The organism is Microbacterium terrisoli (genome assembly GCF_030866805.1).
Taxonomy (GTDB): domain Bacteria; phylum Actinomycetota; class Actinomycetes; order Actinomycetales; family Microbacteriaceae; genus Microbacterium; species Microbacterium terrisoli.
This window is the reverse complement of sequence record NZ_CP133019.1, coordinates 1,085,322-1,105,551: the sequence shown is the minus strand read 5'-3', so window position 1 is coordinate 1,105,551 and position 20,230 is coordinate 1,085,322. Positions and strand designations below refer to the sequence as shown.

Below are 20,230 nucleotides of genomic sequence, written 5' to 3'. Positions count from 1 at the left end.
TCTGACCGATGTTCGGAACGGCAATCGACAGGAGAGACATGACCGATATCGAGATCAACCGGTCGAAGCAGGAAGCGGCCGAGAACAGCCAGGCGGCGCTGAACCACGCCGCAGAGTGCACGTGCGGTGAGGCCAACGAAGATCTGCCCGAGATGGACGTGCAGCAGATCCCCCACGCGATCCGCCATGCCATGATCTTCGGCGCCGTCGATGCGCTCAAGCCGGGCGCGGGACTGATCATCTCAGCGGGCCACGCACCGATGCCGCTGCTCGCGCAGCTCGAGCTGCGCTACGGCGAGAAGGTCACCGCGACCTTCGTGGAGAAGGGTCCGCAGCGCTGGCGCGTCCTGCTCCGCAACGTCGCATAGAGCGTCGCAGACAAAGCTCCTCTGGGGAATGACCCACGCGGGCGGCCGATCCCCCCTCGGCCGCCCGCGTGATCTGCGTGCGGGGGTTCTCGTACGACGGCACGTACAGCCGGTTGCGAGCGAGCGCTCATAGGATGCCGGAATGACCGGATTCTGGGGACGACGCCAGCGCGCGCAGATCACCGAACAGGATGCCGATCTCACCCGGCGTGCCGACGCCGCGCTGATCGCCGCCGACGAGCGCGTGCGGCTGACCACCGACGAGCTGACCTTCGCCGAAGCCGAGCTCGGGACCGAGGCCACGCAGCCGCTGCGCGAGGCACTCGCGGCCGTCAAGCAGCATCTGGGCGAGGCGTTCCAGCTCAATCAGCTCAATCACGACGACATCCCCGACACCGTGGAAGAGCTGCGCACCCGGAACGCACGGATCGTGCAGCTGTGCGAGTGGGCCGAGGGCCTGATCGAGGAGCGGATGTCGGTCTTGGCCGACCGCATCGCGCATGCCCGCCGGGCCCCACAGATCCTCGCTCAGGTGCAGCGCGACATCGTGACTCTGCGCGACGCGCTGGAACCGGCCCGAGCGACACTCGTGCGGCTCGGCGCCCGCTACTCCCCCGCCGCGCTGCACCGCGTCGAAGGCAACCCGGCCGAGGCCGAGCAGCTCATCGGGTTCGCCGAGCACAGTTCCCGCATCGCCGCAGAGCGTCGCGAGGCCGGCCAGCGCGAGCCGGCGAACGTCGCCCTGGAGGCGGCGACCGAGTCCGTGCGGCGCTCACGCGCGCTCATCGATGCGGTCGACAGTTTCGAGATCGAGGCGCTGCGCGCCGAATCCACGCTCAATGCGATCATCGAGGACTCCCGCAGTGATCTCGTCGCCGCCGGCAGTGCGCCGCAGACCCCCGAGGTGCGCGCCGCCGTCGCGAATCTGGAGGCTGCACTCGCGGCGCTTCCAGCCGCGGGCGTGAACACCGATCCGTTCGCGCAGCTCACGGCGCTGCGCGAGGCGAACTCCGGCTTGGATGCCACGATCGCGGCCGCTCGCGAGCGGGCCGCACACCCGCTGCCGGGCGCCGACCAGGTGCGCAACGCGATCGACGATGCGGACCGCCAGCTGGCGATCGCACGCGACATCATCGGCGGGCACCGCGGCTGGATCGGCGCCGACGCCCGCACCCGATACGCCGAGGGCGAGCGCATCCGCGAAGAGCTCACCCGACTCGTGGGCCACGATGCCGCGATGGGGGCCCGGCCGATCGACGAGGAACGACGTGAACAGGCCCTCCTCCTCGCGCGCCGCGCCGCCTATCTCGCCGCCGAGGCCCTTCAGCTCGCACAGCGCGACATCGACGCTGCGCGCCCGCAACCGGCGCAGGGCTGGGGCGGACCCGGCGGATCCGGCTGGGGCGAGGACCGGCGCGGCGGCGGCAACGCGATCGGCGGCATCCTCGGCGGGCTCGTCATCGGCAGCATCCTGGGCGACTTCTTCAACTAGCCGTCTGGGGGACGTACCGCGCTTGTGACGCAGAGAACCGCCCGCGCACAGCGCGGACGGTTCTCTGCGTCACTTCGCCAGGATCGTCAGGAGACGAGCTCCTCCTGCGGCGGTGCCAGCGTCGTCAGCGAGATCACGCCGTAGTCCCAGCCCTTGCGGCGGTAGACGACGCTCGGGTGATCGGTGCGCGCATCGATGAACAGGAAGAAGTCGTGGCCGACCAGCTCCATGCGGTCCACGGCGTCTTCGACCGTCATCCACTCCGCGTCGAACCGCTTGGTGCGGATGACCACGGGCGTGTAATCCTCTTCGCCCTCGTTGCCCGTGATCACAGGGATCTCACCGGTGGCCACCGCTCGCAGCACGTCGACCGACGCCGGCTGCAGATCCACTCCGCTGATGGTGCCGGTGCCCTTGTCGAGCACGGCGCCACGCGGATGCCTGCGCGCGTCCACACGCTTTTCTTTGGCTCGGCGCACCTGCTCGGTGAGCTTGTCGACCGCGATGTCGAGAGCTGCGAACTTGTCGCCGTCCACGGCTTCGGCGCGTACGAGCGGAAGACCCTTGCCGGTGAGCGTCAACTCGACCGTGGAGTCCTCCATGCGACCGTTGTGGTACGCCCGATGCGTGACCTTCACGTCGAGGGTCTGCGCGCGCGGGGCGATGTTGGCGATGCGGAGTGCCTTCTCGTCCACCACGCCGCGGAACCGATCCGAAACGCTGACGCCCACGCCGACGATGCTGGTTTCCATCCCTGACCTCCTTGTTCCGGTCCCCCCGGCCAAGGGCGGACCATCAGTCGCCTTGTGCCCCCCACCGTAGTCGGCCCACCGCAGGATGTCACCCTTCAGCCACCACCGATTTGCCGGGCGTTCCCGATGCGGTCATCGAACCGTGCACGGCGTCGTGCGGTCGACGCCACCGTCGCCGCCCCCACCGGCACGGCTCCGGCCGCCTGCAGCGCGCGGGTGGCCTCGGCCAGGGTCGCGCCCGTGGTCACCACGTCATCGACGATCAGCACCCGCACACCGTCCAGCCGTCGCGCTGCGCGCATGCTGCCGGAGACGTTGCCCGCCCGCGCCCCGCGCCCGAGCCCGCGCTGATCGGCCACGGCACGGGTGGTCGTCAGCAGTCGACGCGGACGCAGCCCGGCACGGCGCGCCAGCAGCTCGGCCACTCGGTACCCGCGTCGGCGCATCGCCGCGCGCGAGGTCGGCACCGCGACCACGACGACGTCGGGCCGGCTCCAGCCCGCCGCCGCGGCTGCCAGCGCAGGGGCCAGCGCGCGGGCGAGCCCCGTGCGCCCGTCGGCCTTCAGCGCCCGCAGCACCCGGGCAGGCACCCCACCGAAGTCTGTGCCGCTGCGCACGACCAGCCCCGCCACGTCACGCTCACGCACCTGCGGCACGAGCAGATGCCGACATTCATCGCACAGCGACACATCCCGCAGGTCGCACCCTGCGCACGCGGTCGGAAACATCAGCGAGAGGGCCTCGCCGAGGGCGGCGCGCACGAGCTGCAGCTCTGATCGGGGCATGACTCCAGCATCCGCGCATGCGCACCGGCCCACGGGGCCATCCCGGCGCATCCGTGGACACAGGGACCCGGCACGCGCCTGTGCAGGAGACAGCGTGCAGGAGCCAGGAGACAGTGTGCAGGCTCAGCGCTGCGTCTGCGCCTGCGGCGGCATTCCCTGCACCGTGGCGAGCACCCGGACGCCACTGCCGGCCCGCTCCCAGTTCGACCCGCGCTGCGCATACAGCGCGCCGTCTGCACCACGCAGCCGCACGGTCGTGCCTGTGGTGCCGGAGATCGAGGTGATGTCACCGGGAGCCGCGATCGAACTCGCGGCCGGTCCCCCGACGGTCTGCCGCATGACTTCCGCGTCAGACCCGGTGCGCGCGGCGATGGCCAGCGTCGAGTCGTCGATCCACGTGAGATCGATCCCCGGGCCCGACAGCGCGCCGACCTGAACGACATCTCCCAGCCGCTGGGGAACGCCGTTCTGGTCACGCACGATCCCGGCCACCTGCACGACATCCTGCCCGCCGACCTCTGCGATCGCCGCGATCCGCGTGCCGTCGCGCGAGATCGAGATCGCCCGCAGCCGGGTCGCGTTGGCCCAGGCGCTGCCGTTGACGGCGTGCTTCTTGCCGTCGGCGCCGAATGCGAGCAGGGCCGCGGGCGTCTGTCCGGGAACGCTCCAGATGAAGCCGTCCGCGTCCACGGCGGGGTCGATCAGGCCGGCGCGGTCATCCAGGGGCGTGACCTGGTCGGAGATCCTGGCCACGACGTGCGATTGCGTGCGCACCGCCGCCGATGCGTAGTCGCCGGCCAGCTCGATCGCCTCGGGCCGCACGGTGCGCATCGCCTGGGTGAGCCCGGGGATGGCTTCGATGCGGTTGCCCGGCGAAAGGAACCCGAAGTCCTTGTCGGTCTCGACGAGGGCGCGTGCATCGATGCGGGTGGATGCCGTGGCCACGTCGCTGGCGCTGAGCTCGGCGCCGGTCGCCCCGGTCATCGACACGTCCGTCACGCCCGCGCTGGCAAGGCTGCGCTGCAGCTGCGTCTGCATGCGATCGAGGGTCGGCTGATCGAGTGCGAGCACGGGTCCGGAGAGTTCGACGCGCGCGACGCCGCCCGCTGTCAGCGGCACCGACGGGACGTTCAGCGAGACGCTCTCGGGGAAGGCCGACTTCACGCTCTCGGCCATCCACGGTGTGGGTTTGCCGTCGATGAGGCTCTGCGCGATGCGGGTGGCCGCGTTGTACGAGGGGAACCAGCGCACGTCGGGGACGAGATAGTGCCAGCCGGGGTCGAAGTACATGACCGCGTACTGGTGGAACACGCCGGTGAACTGGTCGGCTCCCACGATGATGCCGTTCGGCGCCTGCGTGATGCGCCATTGCCCGTCCACCTTCGCCAGTGCGAAGGGCGGCAGCGTCGAGCGTCCGCCGCCGGACGGCCGGTATGCGCCGGTCGCGTCCACGGTCGCCCGCTGCGTGATCGTCAGGGTCACGGTGTCGTCGCCGCTGGTGGAGTATGCGCGATCGGAGCGCGCGTCGATGGTGGTTCCCTCCAGCGGGTTCCACTTGCCGCGGAACGACGGCGCCAGGTACAGCTGCGCAACCGCCCAGTTTCCGTCGGGCCCGGTGGCGGCATCGACGAATCCCTGCACGATCTGCTCGGGCGTGGCCCCGTCCTGCGGCTTCAACGGGATGAACGAGAAGTCCGGCGGGGCGACCGCCCCGGGCTTGAGCCCGGCGAACACGGGCCCCGACGTGGGCAGGCCCGCGCAGGCCGAGAGCATGAGCGCCGCCATGATCATGACCGCCACCTGCAGCGGTCGCGGCATCCTTCGGCGTGTCATGCGGCACCTCCGTCGTCTGCGCCGGGTGTGCGAGCGGTGAGCGAGATCGGCTGGGTCAGCCCCAGAGCGTCCAGCGACGCGGTGTCATCGCCCGGGTCGGTGGGGATGGGCGAGCCGTCGGTCAGCGACGCGCCGCCACGCGGCAGCGTCAGCACGAAGTTGGTGCCGATGCCCGGCGACGACCACACCGTCAGCGTGCCGTGGTGCAGCCGCGCATCGCCGAGGGCGATCGACAGGCCGAGGCCGGTGCCGCCGATCGTGCGCTTGCGTGAGGGGTCGGCGCGCCAGAACCGGTCGAACACGCGCTCGCTGTCGGCTTCGGTCATTCCCATGCCGTAGTCGCGCACGCCGAGGGCGACCGCCTGCTGGTTGCTGTCGACGGTGATCACGATCGGTCGTCCCTCGCCGTGCTCGATCGCGTTGCCCAGCAGATTGCGCACGATACGGCGGATGCGGCGCGGATCCATGTCGACGAGCGAGTACCCGCCCGGCGCGACCAGACGCACGTCCGACCCGTGCTGGTCGGCCAGCTGCTGCATCGAGTTCATCACGTCTTCGGCCAGGTGGGCCAGGCTCGTCGGCTCCAGCTCGAGCTGCACCGACCCCGCGTCGTACCGGCTGATCTCCAGCAGATCGGTCAGCAGCTCTTCGAAGCGCTGCACCTGGGCATACAGCAGCTCGGCGGCCCGGGCGGTCGCCGGATCGAAAGCCTCGCGCTGGTCGTTGATCATGTCGGCCGCCAGCCGGATGGTCGTCAGAGGCGTGCGCAGCTCGTGCGAGACATCCGAGACGAACCTCTGCTGCACGAGCGAGAGCTCGGCGAGCTGGGTGATCTGAGACTGGATGCTGTCGGCCATCGCGTTGAACGAGCGTCCGAGGGTGGCCAGTTCGTCTTCGCCGTGCACGGTCAGGCGCACGTTCAGGTCTCCGGAGGCGAGTTCCGCGCTGGTGTCGGCGGCCTGCCGGATCGGCACCGTGACCGCGCGCAGGGTGAACCAGGCGATGGCTCCGATCAGCACGACCAGCGCCGTTCCGACGATCCACAGGGTCGCCTGGACGAAACTGAGGGTGCGGCCCGCATCGTCGAGGTCGTAGGCGAGGTACAGCTCGTAGGGTCCGACGTCGGGAACGACGATCTGCTGGCCCACGATGATCCCCGGGCGGGTGGCTCCGTCGTCGGGCAGCGCGATCGACTGCCCCCACTGCAGGTCGGCCTGATTCGGCGAGCGCACGTGCGCCCGCAGCGCCGGGGAGATCATGTCCTCCTGCAGCCCCCCGGACTGGAATCCGGGCGGGGCGGTCTGCGACGGCGTCTTATCGATGCGCACGGCCAGCGTCATGTCGGTCGCCGCCTGCTGTGACAGCGAGGTCTGCACGCTGCGCAGCAGGTTCTGCATCTGCACCGGGTCGTCTTGCACGACAGCGTCGTACAGCGTCGTCTGCGCCGAGTCGACGGCGCGGCGTGCGTCGGTGAGAGCCTGCGATTTGCGCGATTCGAAGAGGTCGTTCTGGATGGCCAGTGCCATCCAGACGCACGCGATGATGATCGCCGACGCCGTCAGCACCAGGGTGATCGCCACGGTGCGGAACCGCAGAGACCGCCGCCAGAGGGTGCTGAGGTCTTCGTACCGCGCCCGCCACCAGTCGGCATCGCGCCAGGTGGGCGGCGATGAGGCGGTGGGCACCACACCGGTCATGGCGTGCTCAGATGACGGCGCCGGCTCGGTAGCCGACCCCGCGCACGGTCGTGACGATCTTCGGATTGTCGGGGTCGCGCTCCACCTTGGCCCGCAGACGCTGGACGTGGACATTCACGAGCCGCGTGTCGGCCTTGTAGTGGTAGCCCCACACCTGCTCGAGCAGCATCTCGCGGGAGAACACCTGCTGCGGCTTCGACGCCAGCGCCACCAGAAGCTCGAACTCCAGCGGCGTGAGGGCGATCGCCGCGTCGCTGCGGCGGACCTCATGGGCGGCGACATCCACTTCGAGGTCTCCGATGCGCAGCACATCGGCGATCGCGTGCGTGCCGGGGCGCAGACGCGTGCGGATGCGCGCCACGAGCTCCTTCGGGTTGAACGGTTTGACGATGTAGTCGTCGGCCCCCGACTCCAATCCCCGCACGACGTCGGCGGTGTCGGTGCGTGCGGTGAGCATGATGATCGGCACGCCGGACTCGGCGCGGATGCGCGTGCAGATCTCGATGCCGTCCATGCCCGGCAGCATCAGGTCGAGCAGGATGAGGTCGGGTCGCCCGGCGCGCCAGGCGTCGACGGCCTTCGCGCCGTCGGCGCAGAAGTCGGTCTCGAACCCTTCGGTGCGCAGAACGATGCCGATCATCTCCGCCAGTGCGGTGTCGTCGTCGACCACCAGGATTCGTGAAGTCATCGGAATGGTTCTGGTCCCTCATCCGCCGCGCGGTCCGCGGCACATCGCGTAGCGCAGTCCCCGTGCGCCTGCTACAGCGTAGCCGAGGCAGCGGGCAAGACGGTGGGAGCCGCGCAGGGGTGTGACACGATAGAGAATGGAACCGTCCCGCGCGAGGAGGCTTCGTGACCGCCTATCCCTCTTGGACGCCCGCACCGCGCCCGGGTATCATCCCGCTTCACCCGCTTTCGTTCGGCACCGTTCTGGGGCGCTCGTTCGCCGCGCTGCGCCAGAACCCGCGCGTGCTGCTCGGCTTCGCGATGGTCGTGCAGGTCGTGGGGTTTCTGGTGATCGCCGCGGTCGTGGGCGCGGTGACGTTCTGGTCGCTGTCGCGACTGGACAATGTGCCGCAGAACACCGAGGCCTACAGGCAGATCCAGGCCGGGTCGATCGCGATCATCGCCGTCGTCTCGTTCGCTCTGGGCCTGGTCGCCGCGGCGCTGAGCATCATCGTGCAGGGGGTCGTGCTCACCGAGGTCGCCCACGCCGTGGTCGCCGAGCGCCTGCGGCTGCGCGGGCTCTGGCAGCAGGTGCGGCCGGTCGCGTGGCGCCTGGTCGGATATGCGCTGCTGGTGGCCATCGCACTGCTGGCCGCGGTCGCCGCCGTCACCGGGATCGTCATCGCCGTGGCCACGATGGCACCGATCATCGGCATCGTGCTGACGATCCTGGCGGTGCTCGCGGCGATCCCGATCGTGCTGTGGCTGTCGACCAAGCTGCAACTGGCACCGGCGGTCATCATCCTCGAGCACGGCACCATCCGCACCGCGATCGCGCGCTCGTGGCGACTGACACGCACCCGCTTCTGGCCGATCCTGGGCGTGATCGTGCTGATCCAGGTGATCTTCGGCGTCGTGGCCCAGATCGTCGCGATCCCGTTCTCGCTGTTCGGCGGGCTCATCGGGTCGCTGATCGCCCCCACCGGCGACCCCGAGACGACCTCGGTCATCACGTTGATCGTCGCGATCGCCCTGCCCCAGATCATCAGTCTGCTGATCTCATCGGTGGCCGCGGTGGTGCAGGCCACCGCGACCTCGCTGCTGTACATCGATGCCCGGATGCGACACGAGGGCCTCGACCTCGACCTGCTGCAGTACGTCGAACGACGCGACGCCGGGGCGACCGCGCTGCCCGACCCGTACACGCAGCACATCGGGCGGACGCTCGTGCGCCCACCGGCGTATCCCGTGCAGTACGCGCCGGCGCCGGCCGGGTACCCGCAGCAGGCGCCCTACGGACAGGCACCGTACGGACGGGCACCGTACGGGCAGGCACCGTATGGACAGTCGCCCGCACCGCAGGCGGCCGAGCCGCGGCATCCCGACACTCGCGACGGGGAGCCTGCATCGCCTCCGACCGCCGATCCCGGGCCCGGCGCCGACCGCGCCCCGACGGCCACCCAATGGACCGCGCCGGGTACGTCCTCCGATGACGCGGAGCGGCCGTGATCGTCCTGCTCGCCGATGACGCGCCTCCCCTGACCCCCGATGCCGAACAGGCACGCCAGTGGGCGCAGCACGAACTGAGCGACCCGGCGTATGCGGCCGCCCACCCCACGCCCATCGACCGCATGGCCCGCGCCGTGCAGGACTTCTTCGCGAGCCTGTTCAGCGGCAGCGCCGACGGCGTGTGGGCCGTGTGGCTCGCGGTGGGGGTGGCCGTCGTGCTCATCGCCCTCATCGTGGTCGCGGTGGTGCTCTCGGGCCGCTCGCGCCTGTCACGGCGCACCGCGGCCGGCCAGTCGCAGCTGTTCGGCGACGTCGAGACGCGTTCGGCTGCCGAACTGCGGCGCACCGCGGCTGCGGCCGCCGACGCGCAGGACTGGAGCGAGGCGGTCATCCTGCGCTTCCGCGCTCTGGCTCGCGGCACCGTCGAACGGGGAGCGGTCGATCTGACGCCGGGCGCGACCACGCACTCCTTCGCGCGGGCCGCCGGCCGCGTGTTCCCCGCCCACGCCGGCGCAGTGGATGCCGCAGCCGACGCGTTCGACGACGTCCGGTATCTGCGCCGCCCCGGCACCGCAGACCTGTATGCGACCGTGGCCCGCGCCGACGACGGCGTGCGGGCCGACCGGCCCCTGGATGGCGAGCCCGCACCGCACGCCCGCGAGCGGGTGGGTGCCGGGCGCAGTTCATCCTCGGGCTCCCGTTCACACGGAGCGGCCGAGTGACGGTCATCGAAGCGGCCGCCACCGTCGCCCCCGGCCGCCGTCGGCGCGCCGGTGCCTGGGTCGTGATTGCCGTCGTGATCGTGGTCGGCGGGATCGCCGCCGCCGTGATCGCCGGGCTCGTGCAATGGAACAAGCACGACCTGCTCGACCCGGACTCCACCGGCGCGAACGGCGCCCGGGCCCTGGCCCACGTGCTGAGCACGCACGGCGTGCACGTCGAGGTGGCGCGCACGGGCGACGAGGTCGACAGGGCGCTCGCCGAGGCGGGGCGCAGAGGCGGGCAGCACGCCCACGCGACGCTCGTGCTGCCCGACAGTCCGCTGCTGACCGACAAGCATTTCAGCTCGTTGAGCGGCGCCGCCGAGGACGTCGTCATCATGCAGCCGCTCGCCCGCGGCATGCGTCTGACGTTCGATGCGAGGCCCGCAGGATTCGGTGCCGACGCACCCGTCGCCCCGCAGTGCGCGGTGGATGCCGCCGTGCGCGCCGGAGCGATCCTGCCGGCCACGCTGTACACCCTCAGCGCGCAGCCGGATGTGCAGACCTGCTACCGCTCGGGCCAGGACGTCGCCCTGCTGCAACGCACGCTGGCCGGTTCGCGCATCACCGCGATCGACGGATCCGAGCTGTTCACCAACGCCACGCTCACGCAGAACGGCAACGCCGCGCTGGCGGTCAACCTTCTGGGCGCGCACGACACGCTGATCTGGTTCGTGCCGCGCAACGCAGACCCGGGCATCCAACCGCCGACCCTGGGCGAGCTGACCCCGTCATGGGTCTCGCCGGTGATCGTCCTGCTGCTGGTGGCCGGCATCGCCGCCGCGATCTGGCGGGGCCGGCGTTTCGGGCCGCTCGTGGCCGAGAACCTGCCGGTGACCGTCCGCGCGATCGAGACCACCGACGGCCGCGCACGCCTGTACGCGCGCTCGCGCGACGTCGCGCACGTGGCCGGTCGATTGCGAGCGGGCGCCCTGGTGCGCCTCGCGCGGGCGCACGGGCTGGGCCGCACCACCGACGCCGGTGCCGTCTCCGACGCCGTTGCGGACCTGCTCGGGATGCCGCGGATCCAGGTGCGCGCCATCCTGATCGACGACGTGCCGCACACCGAACGCGATCTGCTCGATCTCAGCGACCGGCTGGGCGCGCTCGAACGTGCCGCGCAGGCGGCACTGCGCCCCGACTCCTCATCCACCGACACCGGGAGGACCCCTTCATGACCGACCCGACCTCCGTTTCCGATCCCGACGGGTTCGCCGGGCACCCAGCCCCCGGGGCCGAACCCGACCACGCGGCGCTGCGCGACGCACTGCACCAGGTGCGTCTGCAGGTCGGCCACGCGGTGGTGGGTCAGGACGGCGCGATCACGGGACTGCTCATCGCGCTGCTTGCCGGCGGCCACGTGCTGCTGGAAGGTGTGCCGGGGGTGGCGAAGACCCTGCTGGTGCGCGCATTCAGCCGGGCGCTCGGCCTGGACACCAAGCGCATCCAGTTCACCCCGGACCTCATGCCCGGCGACGTGTCGGGCTCGCTGGTCTACGACGCCCGCACCGCCGAGTTCGAGTTCCGGGAGGGGCCGATCTTCACGAACATCGTGCTGGCCGACGAGATCAACCGCACGCCGCCGAAGACCCAGGCGGCGCTGCTGGAGGCGATGCAGGAGCACCAGGTCACCGCCGACGGCGTGACCCGGGCCCTGCCCGACCCGTTCCTCGTCGCCGCCACGCAGAACCCCATCGAACACGAGGGCACCTACCCGCTGCCGGAGGCGCAGCTGGACCGCTTCCTGCTCAAGCTCGTCATCACCGTGCCCGAGCGCGAGGCCGAGCTGGACGTGCTGCGCCGCCACGCGGCAGGCTTCGACCCGCAGACGCTCAGCGAGGTGCACGCCGTGGCCGACGCCGAGCAGCTGCGCGCCGCGCGCCGGGCGGCCGCATCGGTCGCCGTCACCGACGACGTGCTCGGCTACATCGTCGATCTCGCCCGGGCCACCCGCCAGAGCCCGTCGGTGCAGCTGGGCGTCAGCCCCCGCGCAGCGGCCGCCCTGCTGGCTGCGGCCAAGGCGTGGGCGTGGCTGGGCGGATATCCGGCGATCACTCCCGACCACGTGCAGGCGATGCTCGTGCCCACGTGGCGCCACCGCATCCGCCTGCGGCCGGACGCACTTTTGGAAGGCGTCTCGGTGGATGCCGTGCTGACCTCCGTGCTGCAGCAGACCCGAGTGCCGATCTAGAAAGCCGCCCACTCGCACATGTATCTCACCGGCCGCTTTCCCCTGCTGGTCGCCCTCGGGGTGATCCCGGTGGTCGTGCTCGCCGTCGCCGGCGTGGACGCCTGGATCACCGCGGGCGGCTGGATCGTGCTGTGCGCAGTGCTGGCAGGGGTGGATGCCGCCTCCGCCGCATCGCCGCGCGCAGTGCGCGTGCAGCGCGACGTGCCGCGACGTGCGCTGCTGCACAGCACGGTGATCACGACGGTGGCCGCGCGCAGCCCGCGCCGGCTGCGCGGGTGGATGCGCGACGGGTGGCAGCCGACGGCGGGGGCTCCGGCATCCCGCCTTCTGCTGCGGCTGCAACCGGACCAGCCGCAGAGCTTCGAGGTGCCGCTGCGTCCGCGACGGCGGGGAGAACTGGTCAGTGAGTTCGTCGTGATCCGCAGCGCGGGGCCTCTGGGTCTCGCCGGCCGACAGGGGCGGATCGCGGTGCGCGGGGCCGTGCGCGTGCTTCCCCCGTTCACCGCGCGCCGGCACCTGCCCTCGCGCCTGGCGCGGCTGCGCGAGCTGGACGGGGCCACCAGCGTGCTCATCCGCGGGCAGGGAACCGAATTCGACAGCCTGCGCCCGTACGTGCGCGGCGACGATGTGCGCTCGATCGACTGGCGGGCCACAGCCCGGGCCGGCACCACGATGCTGCGCACGTGGCGACCCGAGCGCGACCGCCACGTCGTGATCGTCATCGACACCGGGCGCACCTCTGCCGCGCGCGTGGACGACGGCGTGCGACTGGACGCCGAGATGGAAGCGGCTCTGCTGCTGGCGGCCCTGGCGGCCGAGGCGGGCGATCACGTGCACCTGCTGATGTTCGACCGCGCGGTGCGCGCACGCGTCTCGGGCGTGGACGGCGATGCGCTGCTGCCGGCGCTCGTGGACGCCATGGCCGCGGTCGAGCCGAGCCTCATCGACACCGACTGGGATGCGACGTTCGCGCAGGTGCGGTCGCTGACCGTGCGGCCCTCGCTGGTGGTGCTGCTGACCGCGCAGGACGACCCTGCCGCCGCCCGTGGATTTCTCGGGTCGCTGCCGTCGCTGGCCGCTTCGACCCGGGTGCTCGTGGGGACGGTGACCGACACGGGCCTTGCCGTGCGGGTCGCCGCGCGCGCGACGGTCGGCGAGATCTACCGCGCCGCCGCGACCGAGCAGACCATCGCCGACGCCGACCTGGTCACCCAGGCTGTGAATCGGGCGGGGGCTGAGGCCCTGGCCGCGGGAGCCGACGACCTGCCCCCGCGGCTGGCCGACCGTTACCTCGCATTGAAAGCGGCCGGACGCCTGTAGCGTGCGGCGGCCGCCTGAGGCGGCGCCCAGTCCGGCTGCTGCCCGGGCAGCGCCCAGACACGGTTGCTATCGTGGCCCGCAGCGCACGATGCACGCCGACGACCGGGACGACCCGGCGCCGCGAGATGCCGACGGGGACGACCCCGAAGACAGGTCCCGCGATGAACGCCCACGTCCCCACCGGTCCCACGTCCGCGCCCACGGCGCTCCGGGCGATACTCACCCCGGGAGCGCTCGCGCGCGTCGCCCTCGGATGGCTCGCGGCCGGTCTGCTCGCCGCCGCCGCACCGCTGCTGCACGACGCCGCGTCGACACCGGTGCTCATCGCCGTGCTGGTCGCGACGATCGGCGTCGTCGTGGTGTGCGCACTGGGCGTCGTGCAGCAGGCCGAACGCCTCGCCGAGCGTCTGGGCGACCCCTGGGGCACCCTCGTGCTCACCCTCTCGATCGTGCTGATCGAGGTCGTGCTGATCGTCGCGATCATGCTCGGGCCGGGCGAGCACGCGACGATCGCGCGCGATTCGGTGCTGGCCGTGTCGATGATCATCCTCAATCTCGTGATCGGTGTCGCGTTGGTGGCGGGCGGCCTGCGCCACGGCGGGCTGCGCCACAACCGCACGGGCACCTCGACGTATCTCGGGATGCTCGTGGCCCTCCTCGCCCTCGTGTTCGGCCTGCCCACCCTTGCGGGCGCCGGCGGCACGTTCACCCCCGTGGCGGCGGTCGTCGTCATCGTCCTGACCCTCGCGTCATACGGATTCTTCCTGTGGCGGCAGATCGGCGCACAGGCCGGCGACTACGTCGAGATCGCATATGCCCATGCCGGCATGCGGTCGCCCGAAGGCCAGGCGGCACGCGGCACCGCCGGACGTTCCACACCGTCGCCGCGGACGCACCGCACCGAGCTCATCGCCCGCACGGCGGTCCTGGCGGCGACGATGGCGCCGATCGTCCTGCTCTCGCACAACCTGGCTGCGCTGCTCGACGACGGCTTCGCCCGGCTGCAGGCCCCGCCGACGCTGTCGGGTGTGATCATCGCGGCGATCGTCTTCCTGCCCGAGTCGGTCACCGCTGTGCGCGCGGCGCACCGAGGTGAGATCCAACGAGTGATCAACCTGTGCCACGGCGCGCTGGTCTCGACGGTCGGCCTGACGATTCCGGCGGTGCTGATGGTGGGCCTTCTCACCGGTGCGCACCCGGTGTTCGCGCTCGATCCGGTCACGGCGCTGCTGCTGACAGCCTCACTGGTGCTCTCGATCGCGACGTTCTCGGGGCGGCGGGTGACGGCCGTCCACGGCTCGGCCCACCTCGTGCTGTTCGCGATGTTCGTACTCACGCTGTTCGCGTGATGGATGCCGTAGCCGGCATATCCGTGACGTCGTCGCGTGCCCGCGACGATCCGGCACGGCCGACTCTGTGCATTTGCCGTGTCGCACTGGGGTGAGGCACGGCGCCAGCCGATAGCCTCGCGTCATCTGCGAAAGGAGACCCCACATGTCGAACTCCTCCCCCGAGGCACCACCGCTGGTCACGCGCGTGGTCGCCGAAGCGATCGGGACCCTGGTCCTGGTCTTCGGCGGAGTCGGTACCGCACTGTTCGCCGCCGATGCGGCCGTGGGACCGGCAGGCTCGCCCATGGGAGTGGGTTACCTGGGGGTCGCCCTCGCGTTCGGACTGACCGTCGTGATCGGCATCTACGCGTGGGGCCCCATCTCGGGTGGTCACTTCAACCCCGCGATCACGCTGGGACTGACCATCGCCGGCCGACTGACGTGGAAAGAGGCCGTCGGCTACTGGGCCGGGCAGGTCGTCGGCGGCATCGTCGCCTCGACGCTGCTGGTGCTCGTGGGGCTGTTCGGGCCTTCGGGGTGGCTCAGCACCGCGCAGAGGGGCGGGTTCGCCAGCAACGGTTTCGCCGACCAGTCACCTGCCGGGTTCGGCCTGGGCGGCACGATCGTCGCCGAGATCGTCCTGACCTGCATCTTCGTGATGGTCGTGGCAGGTTCCACCAGCACCCGTGCGCCGGCCGGGTTCGCCGGCATCGCGATCGGTCTGGCCCTGACGCTGGGCCTGCTCGTGGCCATCCCGATCGACAACGGCTCGCTGAACCCCGCCCGCTCGATCGCGACGGCCATCTACGGCGGAGTCGGCGCCATCTCACAGGTGTGGGCGTTCATCGTGTTCCCGCTGATCGGCGGCGCGCTGGCCGGCATCCTGCACAAGGCCCTGTTCCCCGAGCCGAAGGCGCTCTGAGCGAGCACCACCACACCGGCCGCGAGAGAACAACTGGCGGACGAGGGCATGGGTTTTCCCCACGCTCTCGTCCGCCAGACGTACTTTCGGCGACGGTGCGGCGCTTCGCCGCGTGTCTGGCTCAGACCAGGTCGAACCGGTCGAGCTCGAGCACCTTGGTCCAGGCGGCGACGAAGTCGGCGACGAACTTCTCGCCCGCATCGTCGGCCGCATACACCTCGGCGACCGCGCGCAGCTCGGAGTTCGAGCCGAACACGAGGTCGGCGCGCGTGCCCACCCACTTCTTCTCGCCGTCGCCCAGGTTCGTGGCCTGGAACGCGTGCGAGCCCGGATCCAGCGGCTTCCACTCGTAGGCCATGTCGAGCACGTTCACGAAGAAGTCGTTCGTGAGCTGACCGGGGCGGTCGGTGAACACTCCGTACGTCGAGCCGTCCCAGTTGGTCTCCAGCACGCGCAGGCCCCCGATCAGCACCGTCATCTCGGGCGCGGTCAGGTTCAGCAGGCTCGCCTTGTCGACCAGCAGGTGCTCGGCCGGCAGTTCTGCAGACGTGGCCAGCGGGCCGACGTAGTTGCGGAACCCGTCGGCGATCGGCTCGAGGTAGGCGAACGACGCGACGTCGGTCTTCTCCTGCGTGGCATCGGTACGACCCGCCCGGAAGGGAACGACCACGTCGTGTCCGGCATCCTTCGCAGCCTTCTCGACACCCGCATTGCCGGCGAGCACGATCAGGTCGGCCAGCGACACGCGTGCGCCGGATGCCTCGAACCCGTCCTTGATGCCGCGCAGAACGTCGATGACCTTCGCGCTGCGGGCCGGGTTGTTGACCTCCCAGCCGTTCTGCGGCGCCAGCGCCAGCCGGGCGCCGTTGGCGCCACCGCGCTTGTCGCTGTTGCGGAACGACGCGGCCGAAGCCCACGCGGTGGACACCAGCTCCGAGATCGTCAGCCCCGAGTCGAGGATCTGCCGCTTGAGGGCGGCGGCATCCGCGTCGTCGATCAGCTCGTGGTCGACGGCGGGTACCGGGTCCTGCCAGAGCAGCTCTTCGGTGGGTGCGAGCTTTCCGAGATAGCGCGAGGACGGCCCCATGTCACGGTGCGTGAGCTTGAACCAGGCGCGGGCATACGCGTCGGCGAACGCCTCGGGGTCGTCGCGGAACCTCGCCGAGATCGGACCGTAGATCGGGTCGAAGCGCAGCGACAGGTCGCTGGTGAGCATGCGGGGCTCGCGACGCGTGCTCGGGTCGTGCGCCATCGGCACCATGTCGGCGCCGCCGCCGTTCTTCGGCCGCCACTGCATGGCCCCGGCGGGGCTCTCCATGAGCTCCCACTCGTAGCCGAACAGGATGTGGAAGTACTCGTCATCCCAGCGCGTCGGGTGGTAGGTCCAGGTGACCTCGATGCCGCTGGCGGTCTGATCGTCGCCCTTGCCGGTGCCGAAGGAGTTCTTCCAGCCCAGGCCCATCTGCTCCATCGGGGCGTCTTCGGGGCCGGGGCCGACCAGGTCGGCGGAGCCCGCACCGTGCGTCTTGCCGAACGTGTGTCCGCCGGCGATCAGCGCAACGGTCTCTTCATCGTTCATGGCCATGCGCGCGAACGTCTCGCGGATGTCGCCGGCCAGCGCGATCGGGTCGGGGTCGCCGCCGATGCCCTCTGGGTTGACGTAGATCAGGCCCATCTGCACGGCCGCGAGGGGGTTCTCCAGGTCTCGCTTCTCACCCGGCTCGTAGCGCTTCTCGTCGCCGAGCCACGTGGACTCCGAGCCCCAGTAGACGTCGTCGTCGGGCTCCCAGGCATCCACTCGCCCACCGGCGAACCCGAATGTCGTGAACCCCATCTGCTCCATCGCGACGTTGCCGGCGAAGATCATCAGGTCGGCCCACGAGACGCGCCGGCCCCACTTCTTCTTGACCGGCCAGAGGATGCGACGCGGCTTGTCGAGTCCCGCGTTGTCGGGCCAGCTGTTCAGCGGGGCGAACCGCTGCTGCCCGGTGTTGCCACCGCCGCGGCCGTCGGTGACCCGGTAGGTGCCGGCGCTGTGCCAGGCCATGCGCACGACGGCAGGTCCGTAGTTGTCGAAGTCGGCGGGCCACCAGTCCTGTGGTGTGGTCAGCACCTCGACGATGTCGGCGCGCAGCTCGTCGAGATCCACTGTCTCGAACGCCTTCTTGTAGTCGAACTCGGCTCCCAGCGGGTTGGTCGCCGGCGGATTCTTCGCCAGAACGCGCAGGTTCAGCCGGTTGGGCCACCAGTTGCGCGCAGACGATCCACCGACCCGGCTCGGGCCGGTGTGCACGACCGGGCAAGCGCCGGCTGAGGCTTCGGCGGCGGCCTCTTCGTGAGCGGTCGGAGCGTCGATGATGCCCTCGTTCTCGGCGATGACGTAGTCGGTCATTGTTCCCTTTCTCTTTCGGCTTCGATGGTCGGCAGACAGCGCTGTGGCAGGGCGATGCCCGGCTGCGTGAGGATCAGGCGACGCCGGCGGCGCACGCGGCGCACGTGCCCCAGAACGTGACTTCGGCCTCGTCGATCAGGAAGCCGCGCGGGTCGGACGGCGTCAGACACGGCGCTTCGCCGACGACGCAGTCGACATCGCGCACGCTGCCGCACGTGGTGCACACGAGATGGTGGTGATTGTCGCCGACCCGCAGTTCGAACAGCTGCGGATGCCCGGCCGGCTCGATGCGGCGGGCGAGCCCCGCGGCCACGAAATCATTGAGCGCGTTGTACACGGACTGCACGCTCGGATGCTGCAGCTTCGGCGCGACCTCGGCGAGAACCTGGTCGGCGCTGGCGTGCGGGTGGTCGCGCAGCGCGTCCAGCACGGCAGCCCGCGGATCGGTCAGGCGCAGTCCCGCAGCACGGATGACCGTCCCGGCGTCTTCGGTCCCGGCGGTGTGCGCGTGCATGACCTCAGCCTATGCTTTCTTTTGAGTAAAGCAAAAGAATCGTCGGGGGCGGCGGGAGGCGCCGGGCGGTGCGATCAGCCCGCGAGGACGAGATCGTTCGGATCCGCGCCCACCAGCAGCGCGAGGAGGCGCAACGCAAGGCTCGAGGAGCCGGCGGGCGGCAGGCCGAGGTCCCCGCCCGAGGCGATCACGACCGTCGAATCGGTCACGGCGGTCGAATCGCCGCTGTCGGCCGCACCTGCGGATGCCGAATCGGCCCCGTCACGCTGTCCTCCGACATACGCGACCGTCGCGTCGGACGGAGCCCAGGCGAATGCTGCACTCGACAATGCGGTCGACCCTGCCGGCACCGTCGCCTCGGCCGAATCGCCACCCGACGCTCCGACTTCCGACGCCCCGGTCGTCGTCACCCCGGTCGCCGTCGTGGTCGTCGTCACCGCACCCGTCGCGATGCCGTGCTGGTCGACGTCGGCTTCGCGGTTGTTGTCGTAGTCGAGCACGGCCTGCAGCGACGACATCGTCTTCTTGCCGCCGTCGGCCAGCGCGGCGTTCACTGCGTCGATCAGACCCGCGACGGTCAGCGGGTAGGCCACGTCCGGGTGGGCGGACCCGAGCAGGGCCGCCACCGCCGCGCGCAGCATCGCGTTCACTCCCCCGCCGCCGGCGCTCAGCGCATCCAGCAGGGTCATCGACGCCACTGCTCCGGTCGCCGCACCGAACACGCTGCCGACGGTCTGATCGGGGCGGTAGACGAGCGTGCCATCGGGGTTTCGCGGCCAGGCTGCGGCATCCCACGACAGGGCGTTGTTCTTCCAGAAGCCGGGTGTGAGCCCTTCGGCGGTCGCCGACACGCGGTAGGTTGCGGAATCGGAGGACGACACGCTCAGCGCGGGGTCGGTCGCGGTGGCGGTGATCCGCACGACGTTGGTGACCCCGGCGGTGCGTGCGATGCGGGTGATCACCCCGTCCGAGGTGAACAGCCAGATCTCACCGACATCCAGCAGGCCGTCGCCGTCCGTGTCGCCGCCGACGTACCGGGGCGTGAAGTCGTCGGATGCATCGGACGCTGTGCCGTTGTCGTCGGCGAACGCTCCGAGGGTCAGCGCGACGTTGCCGGTGTTGGTCACCAGGTACGTGTAGACCATGCGCGTGCCGGTCAGGAACTGCTTTCCGGCACCGTCGGCGTCGTCGATGCCCGTCGGGTGCCACGGGTCGGCTGCGTTCACGGCCTTCTTGATGCGGATGCCGGGGGCAGAGCCGAACACGCACGCCGAGTCCTGCGCGACGAACGCGCGGCCGTACTGGTCGTGCGCCCCGGCGGCGGCAGTGTTGCACACGAGCCCCGCTGCGGCGGGCAGCGAATACGAGAACAGCCACGTCTCGCCGGGGTCGAGCACCCCGTCGCCGTCCGTGTCTCCCCCGGTCAGGCTCAGCACGACGTCATCGCCGGTGTCGGCCGTGCCGAGGTCGTCGATCACGATCGTGCCCTGCAGCGGCAGCGAGCCGTCGATCAGGCGGACCGCGACCGTCCAGGCGACGGTCGAGCCGGCCTTGACCTGCAGGGTCGTGCCGGCGACGCCGTTCGCGCGCTTGTCGACGGTGAGACCGGTGGGCGGCACCGCGATGCCGAACACGTGCGCGATGGCGGTGGCCGTTCCGCTCTGCCCGGTCGCTGCCAGTGTGACAGTGGCGGTGGC

The 20,230-nt window shown here is 70.8% G+C and carries 17 protein-coding genes (1 of these 17 running past the window's edge); 9 read left to right on the top strand and 8 right to left on the bottom strand.

Annotated elements, in window-relative coordinates; all coding sequences use genetic code 11:
- Positions 1-8 precede the first annotated feature (8 nt).
- On the top strand, positions 9-368 hold the full coding sequence (locus tag QU603_RS04525; protein ID WP_308493304.1) for a DUF2249 domain-containing protein: 360 nt from the start codon (positions 9-11) through the stop codon (positions 366-368).
- Between the two features lie 142 nt (positions 369-510).
- Positions 511-1,860 (top strand): hypothetical protein, encoded by a 1,350-nt coding sequence (locus QU603_RS04520; RefSeq protein ID WP_308493303.1) that lies wholly within the window; start codon positions 511-513, stop codon positions 1,858-1,860.
- An 86-nt stretch (positions 1,861-1,946) separates the two neighbouring features.
- Here the strand turns inward: QU603_RS04520 and hpf are convergent, their stop codons facing one another.
- From hpf to mtrA, 5 genes are all read right to left on the bottom strand, one after another.
- A complete protein-coding gene (hpf, locus tag QU603_RS04515; protein WP_308493302.1) occupies positions 1,947-2,612 on the bottom strand; it encodes a ribosome hibernation-promoting factor, HPF/YfiA family in 666 nt (221 codons plus the stop codon).
- Between the two features lie 95 nt (positions 2,613-2,707).
- Positions 2,708-3,397, bottom strand: a complete 690-nt coding sequence (locus QU603_RS04510; RefSeq protein ID WP_308493301.1) for a ComF family protein — start codon at positions 3,395-3,397, stop codon at positions 2,708-2,710.
- 123 nt (positions 3,398-3,520) lie between these two features.
- Complete coding sequence (locus QU603_RS04505) at positions 3,521-5,230, bottom strand: LpqB family beta-propeller domain-containing protein (RefSeq protein ID WP_308493300.1); 1,710 nt, start codon at positions 5,228-5,230, stop codon at positions 3,521-3,523.
- A complete protein-coding gene (mtrB, locus tag QU603_RS04500; protein WP_308493299.1) occupies positions 5,227-6,927 on the bottom strand; it encodes an MtrAB system histidine kinase MtrB in 1,701 nt (566 codons plus the stop codon). The genes QU603_RS04505 and mtrB overlap by 4 nt, the downstream gene beginning before the upstream one ends.
- A 7-nt stretch (positions 6,928-6,934) precedes the next feature.
- Positions 6,935-7,615, bottom strand: a complete 681-nt coding sequence (mtrA, locus tag QU603_RS04495) for an MtrAB system response regulator MtrA (RefSeq protein WP_308493298.1) — start codon at positions 7,613-7,615, stop codon at positions 6,935-6,937.
- A gap of 164 nt (positions 7,616-7,779) precedes the next feature.
- Between mtrA and QU603_RS04490 the strand changes: the two genes are divergently transcribed.
- From QU603_RS04490 to QU603_RS04460, 7 genes are all read left to right on the top strand, one after another.
- Positions 7,780-9,102: a DUF7847 domain-containing protein gene (locus tag QU603_RS04490; RefSeq protein WP_308493297.1), complete on the top strand. Its 1,323-nt coding sequence runs from the start codon at positions 7,780-7,782 to the stop codon at positions 9,100-9,102.
- Positions 9,099-9,824, top strand: a complete 726-nt coding sequence (locus QU603_RS04485; RefSeq protein WP_308493296.1) for a DUF4129 domain-containing protein — start codon at positions 9,099-9,101, stop codon at positions 9,822-9,824. The genes QU603_RS04490 and QU603_RS04485 overlap by 4 nt, the downstream gene beginning before the upstream one ends.
- On the top strand, positions 9,821-11,041 hold the full coding sequence (locus QU603_RS04480) for a DUF4350 domain-containing protein (RefSeq protein WP_308493295.1): 1,221 nt from the start codon (positions 9,821-9,823) through the stop codon (positions 11,039-11,041). Before QU603_RS04485 ends, QU603_RS04480 begins: the two co-directional genes overlap by 4 nt.
- A complete protein-coding gene (locus QU603_RS04475; RefSeq protein ID WP_308493294.1) occupies positions 11,038-12,054 on the top strand; it encodes an AAA family ATPase in 1,017 nt (338 codons plus the stop codon). The genes QU603_RS04480 and QU603_RS04475 overlap by 4 nt, the downstream gene beginning before the upstream one ends.
- Positions 12,055-12,072: 18 nt before the next feature.
- Positions 12,073-13,374 carry a DUF58 domain-containing protein gene (locus QU603_RS04470; RefSeq protein ID WP_308493293.1) on the top strand — a complete coding sequence of 434 codons (1,302 nt, stop codon included), beginning with the start codon at positions 12,073-12,075 and terminating at the stop codon, positions 13,372-13,374.
- A gap of 161 nt (positions 13,375-13,535) precedes the next feature.
- Complete coding sequence (locus QU603_RS04465) at positions 13,536-14,723, top strand: calcium:cation antiporter (protein ID WP_308493292.1); 1,188 nt, start codon at positions 13,536-13,538, stop codon at positions 14,721-14,723.
- A 145-nt stretch (positions 14,724-14,868) separates the two neighbouring features.
- Positions 14,869-15,627, top strand: a complete 759-nt coding sequence (locus QU603_RS04460) for an aquaporin (RefSeq protein WP_308493291.1) — start codon at positions 14,869-14,871, stop codon at positions 15,625-15,627.
- Between the two features lie 121 nt (positions 15,628-15,748).
- Here the strand turns inward: QU603_RS04460 and katG are convergent, their stop codons facing one another.
- The 3 genes from katG to QU603_RS04445 form a co-directional block, all read right to left on the bottom strand.
- The gene (gene katG / locus QU603_RS04455) at positions 15,749-18,019 is read right to left on the bottom strand and encodes a catalase/peroxidase HPI (protein ID WP_308493290.1); all 2,271 of its coding nucleotides are present in this window, start codon (positions 18,017-18,019) and stop codon (positions 15,749-15,751) included.
- A gap of 73 nt (positions 18,020-18,092) precedes the next feature.
- A complete protein-coding gene (locus QU603_RS04450) occupies positions 18,093-18,533 on the bottom strand; it encodes a Fur family transcriptional regulator (RefSeq protein ID WP_308493289.1) in 441 nt (146 codons plus the stop codon).
- Between the two features lie 74 nt (positions 18,534-18,607).
- Positions 18,608-20,230 carry the end of a hypothetical protein gene (locus QU603_RS04445; protein WP_308493288.1) on the bottom strand. Its footprint extends 25,881 nt past the window's final position, so only the last 1,623 of its 27,504 coding nucleotides appear in the window; its start codon lies off the right edge, out of view — the gene reads right to left on this strand; the stop codon is at positions 18,608-18,610.

What these genes read in the sequence shown, in the direction of transcription:
- QU603_RS04525 (WP_308493304.1), top strand. Translation starts at nt 9, where the DNA reads ATGTTCGGAACGGCAATCGACAGGAGAGACATGACCGATATCGAGATC.
- QU603_RS04475 (WP_308493294.1), top strand. Translation starts at nt 11,038, where the DNA reads ATGACCGACCCGACCTCCGTTTCCGATCCCGACGGGTTCGCCGGGCAC.
- QU603_RS04460 (WP_308493291.1), top strand. Translation starts at nt 14,869, where the DNA reads ATGTCGAACTCCTCCCCCGAGGCACCACCGCTGGTCACGCGCGTGGTC.
- QU603_RS04450 (WP_308493289.1), bottom strand. Translation starts at nt 18,533, where the DNA reads ATGCACGCGCACACCGCCGGGACCGAAGACGCCGGGACGGTCATCCGT.
- mtrB (WP_308493299.1), bottom strand. Translation starts at nt 6,927, where the DNA reads ATGACCGGTGTGGTGCCCACCGCCTCATCGCCGCCCACCTGGCGCGAT.
- katG (WP_308493290.1), bottom strand. Translation starts at nt 18,019, where the DNA reads ATGACCGACTACGTCATCGCCGAGAACGAGGGCATCATCGACGCTCCG.
- QU603_RS04465 (WP_308493292.1), top strand. Translation starts at nt 13,536, where the DNA reads ATGAACGCCCACGTCCCCACCGGTCCCACGTCCGCGCCCACGGCGCTC.
- QU603_RS04505 (WP_308493300.1), bottom strand. Translation starts at nt 5,230, where the DNA reads ATGACACGCCGAAGGATGCCGCGACCGCTGCAGGTGGCGGTCATGATC.
- QU603_RS04510 (WP_308493301.1), bottom strand. Translation starts at nt 3,397, where the DNA reads ATGCCCCGATCAGAGCTGCAGCTCGTGCGCGCCGCCCTCGGCGAGGCC.
- QU603_RS04520 (WP_308493303.1), top strand. Translation starts at nt 511, where the DNA reads ATGACCGGATTCTGGGGACGACGCCAGCGCGCGCAGATCACCGAACAG.
- QU603_RS04470 (WP_308493293.1), top strand. Translation starts at nt 12,073, where the DNA reads ATGTATCTCACCGGCCGCTTTCCCCTGCTGGTCGCCCTCGGGGTGATC.
- hpf (WP_308493302.1), bottom strand. Translation starts at nt 2,612, where the DNA reads ATGGAAACCAGCATCGTCGGCGTGGGCGTCAGCGTTTCGGATCGGTTC.
- mtrA (WP_308493298.1), bottom strand. Translation starts at nt 7,615, where the DNA reads ATGACTTCACGAATCCTGGTGGTCGACGACGACACCGCACTGGCGGAG.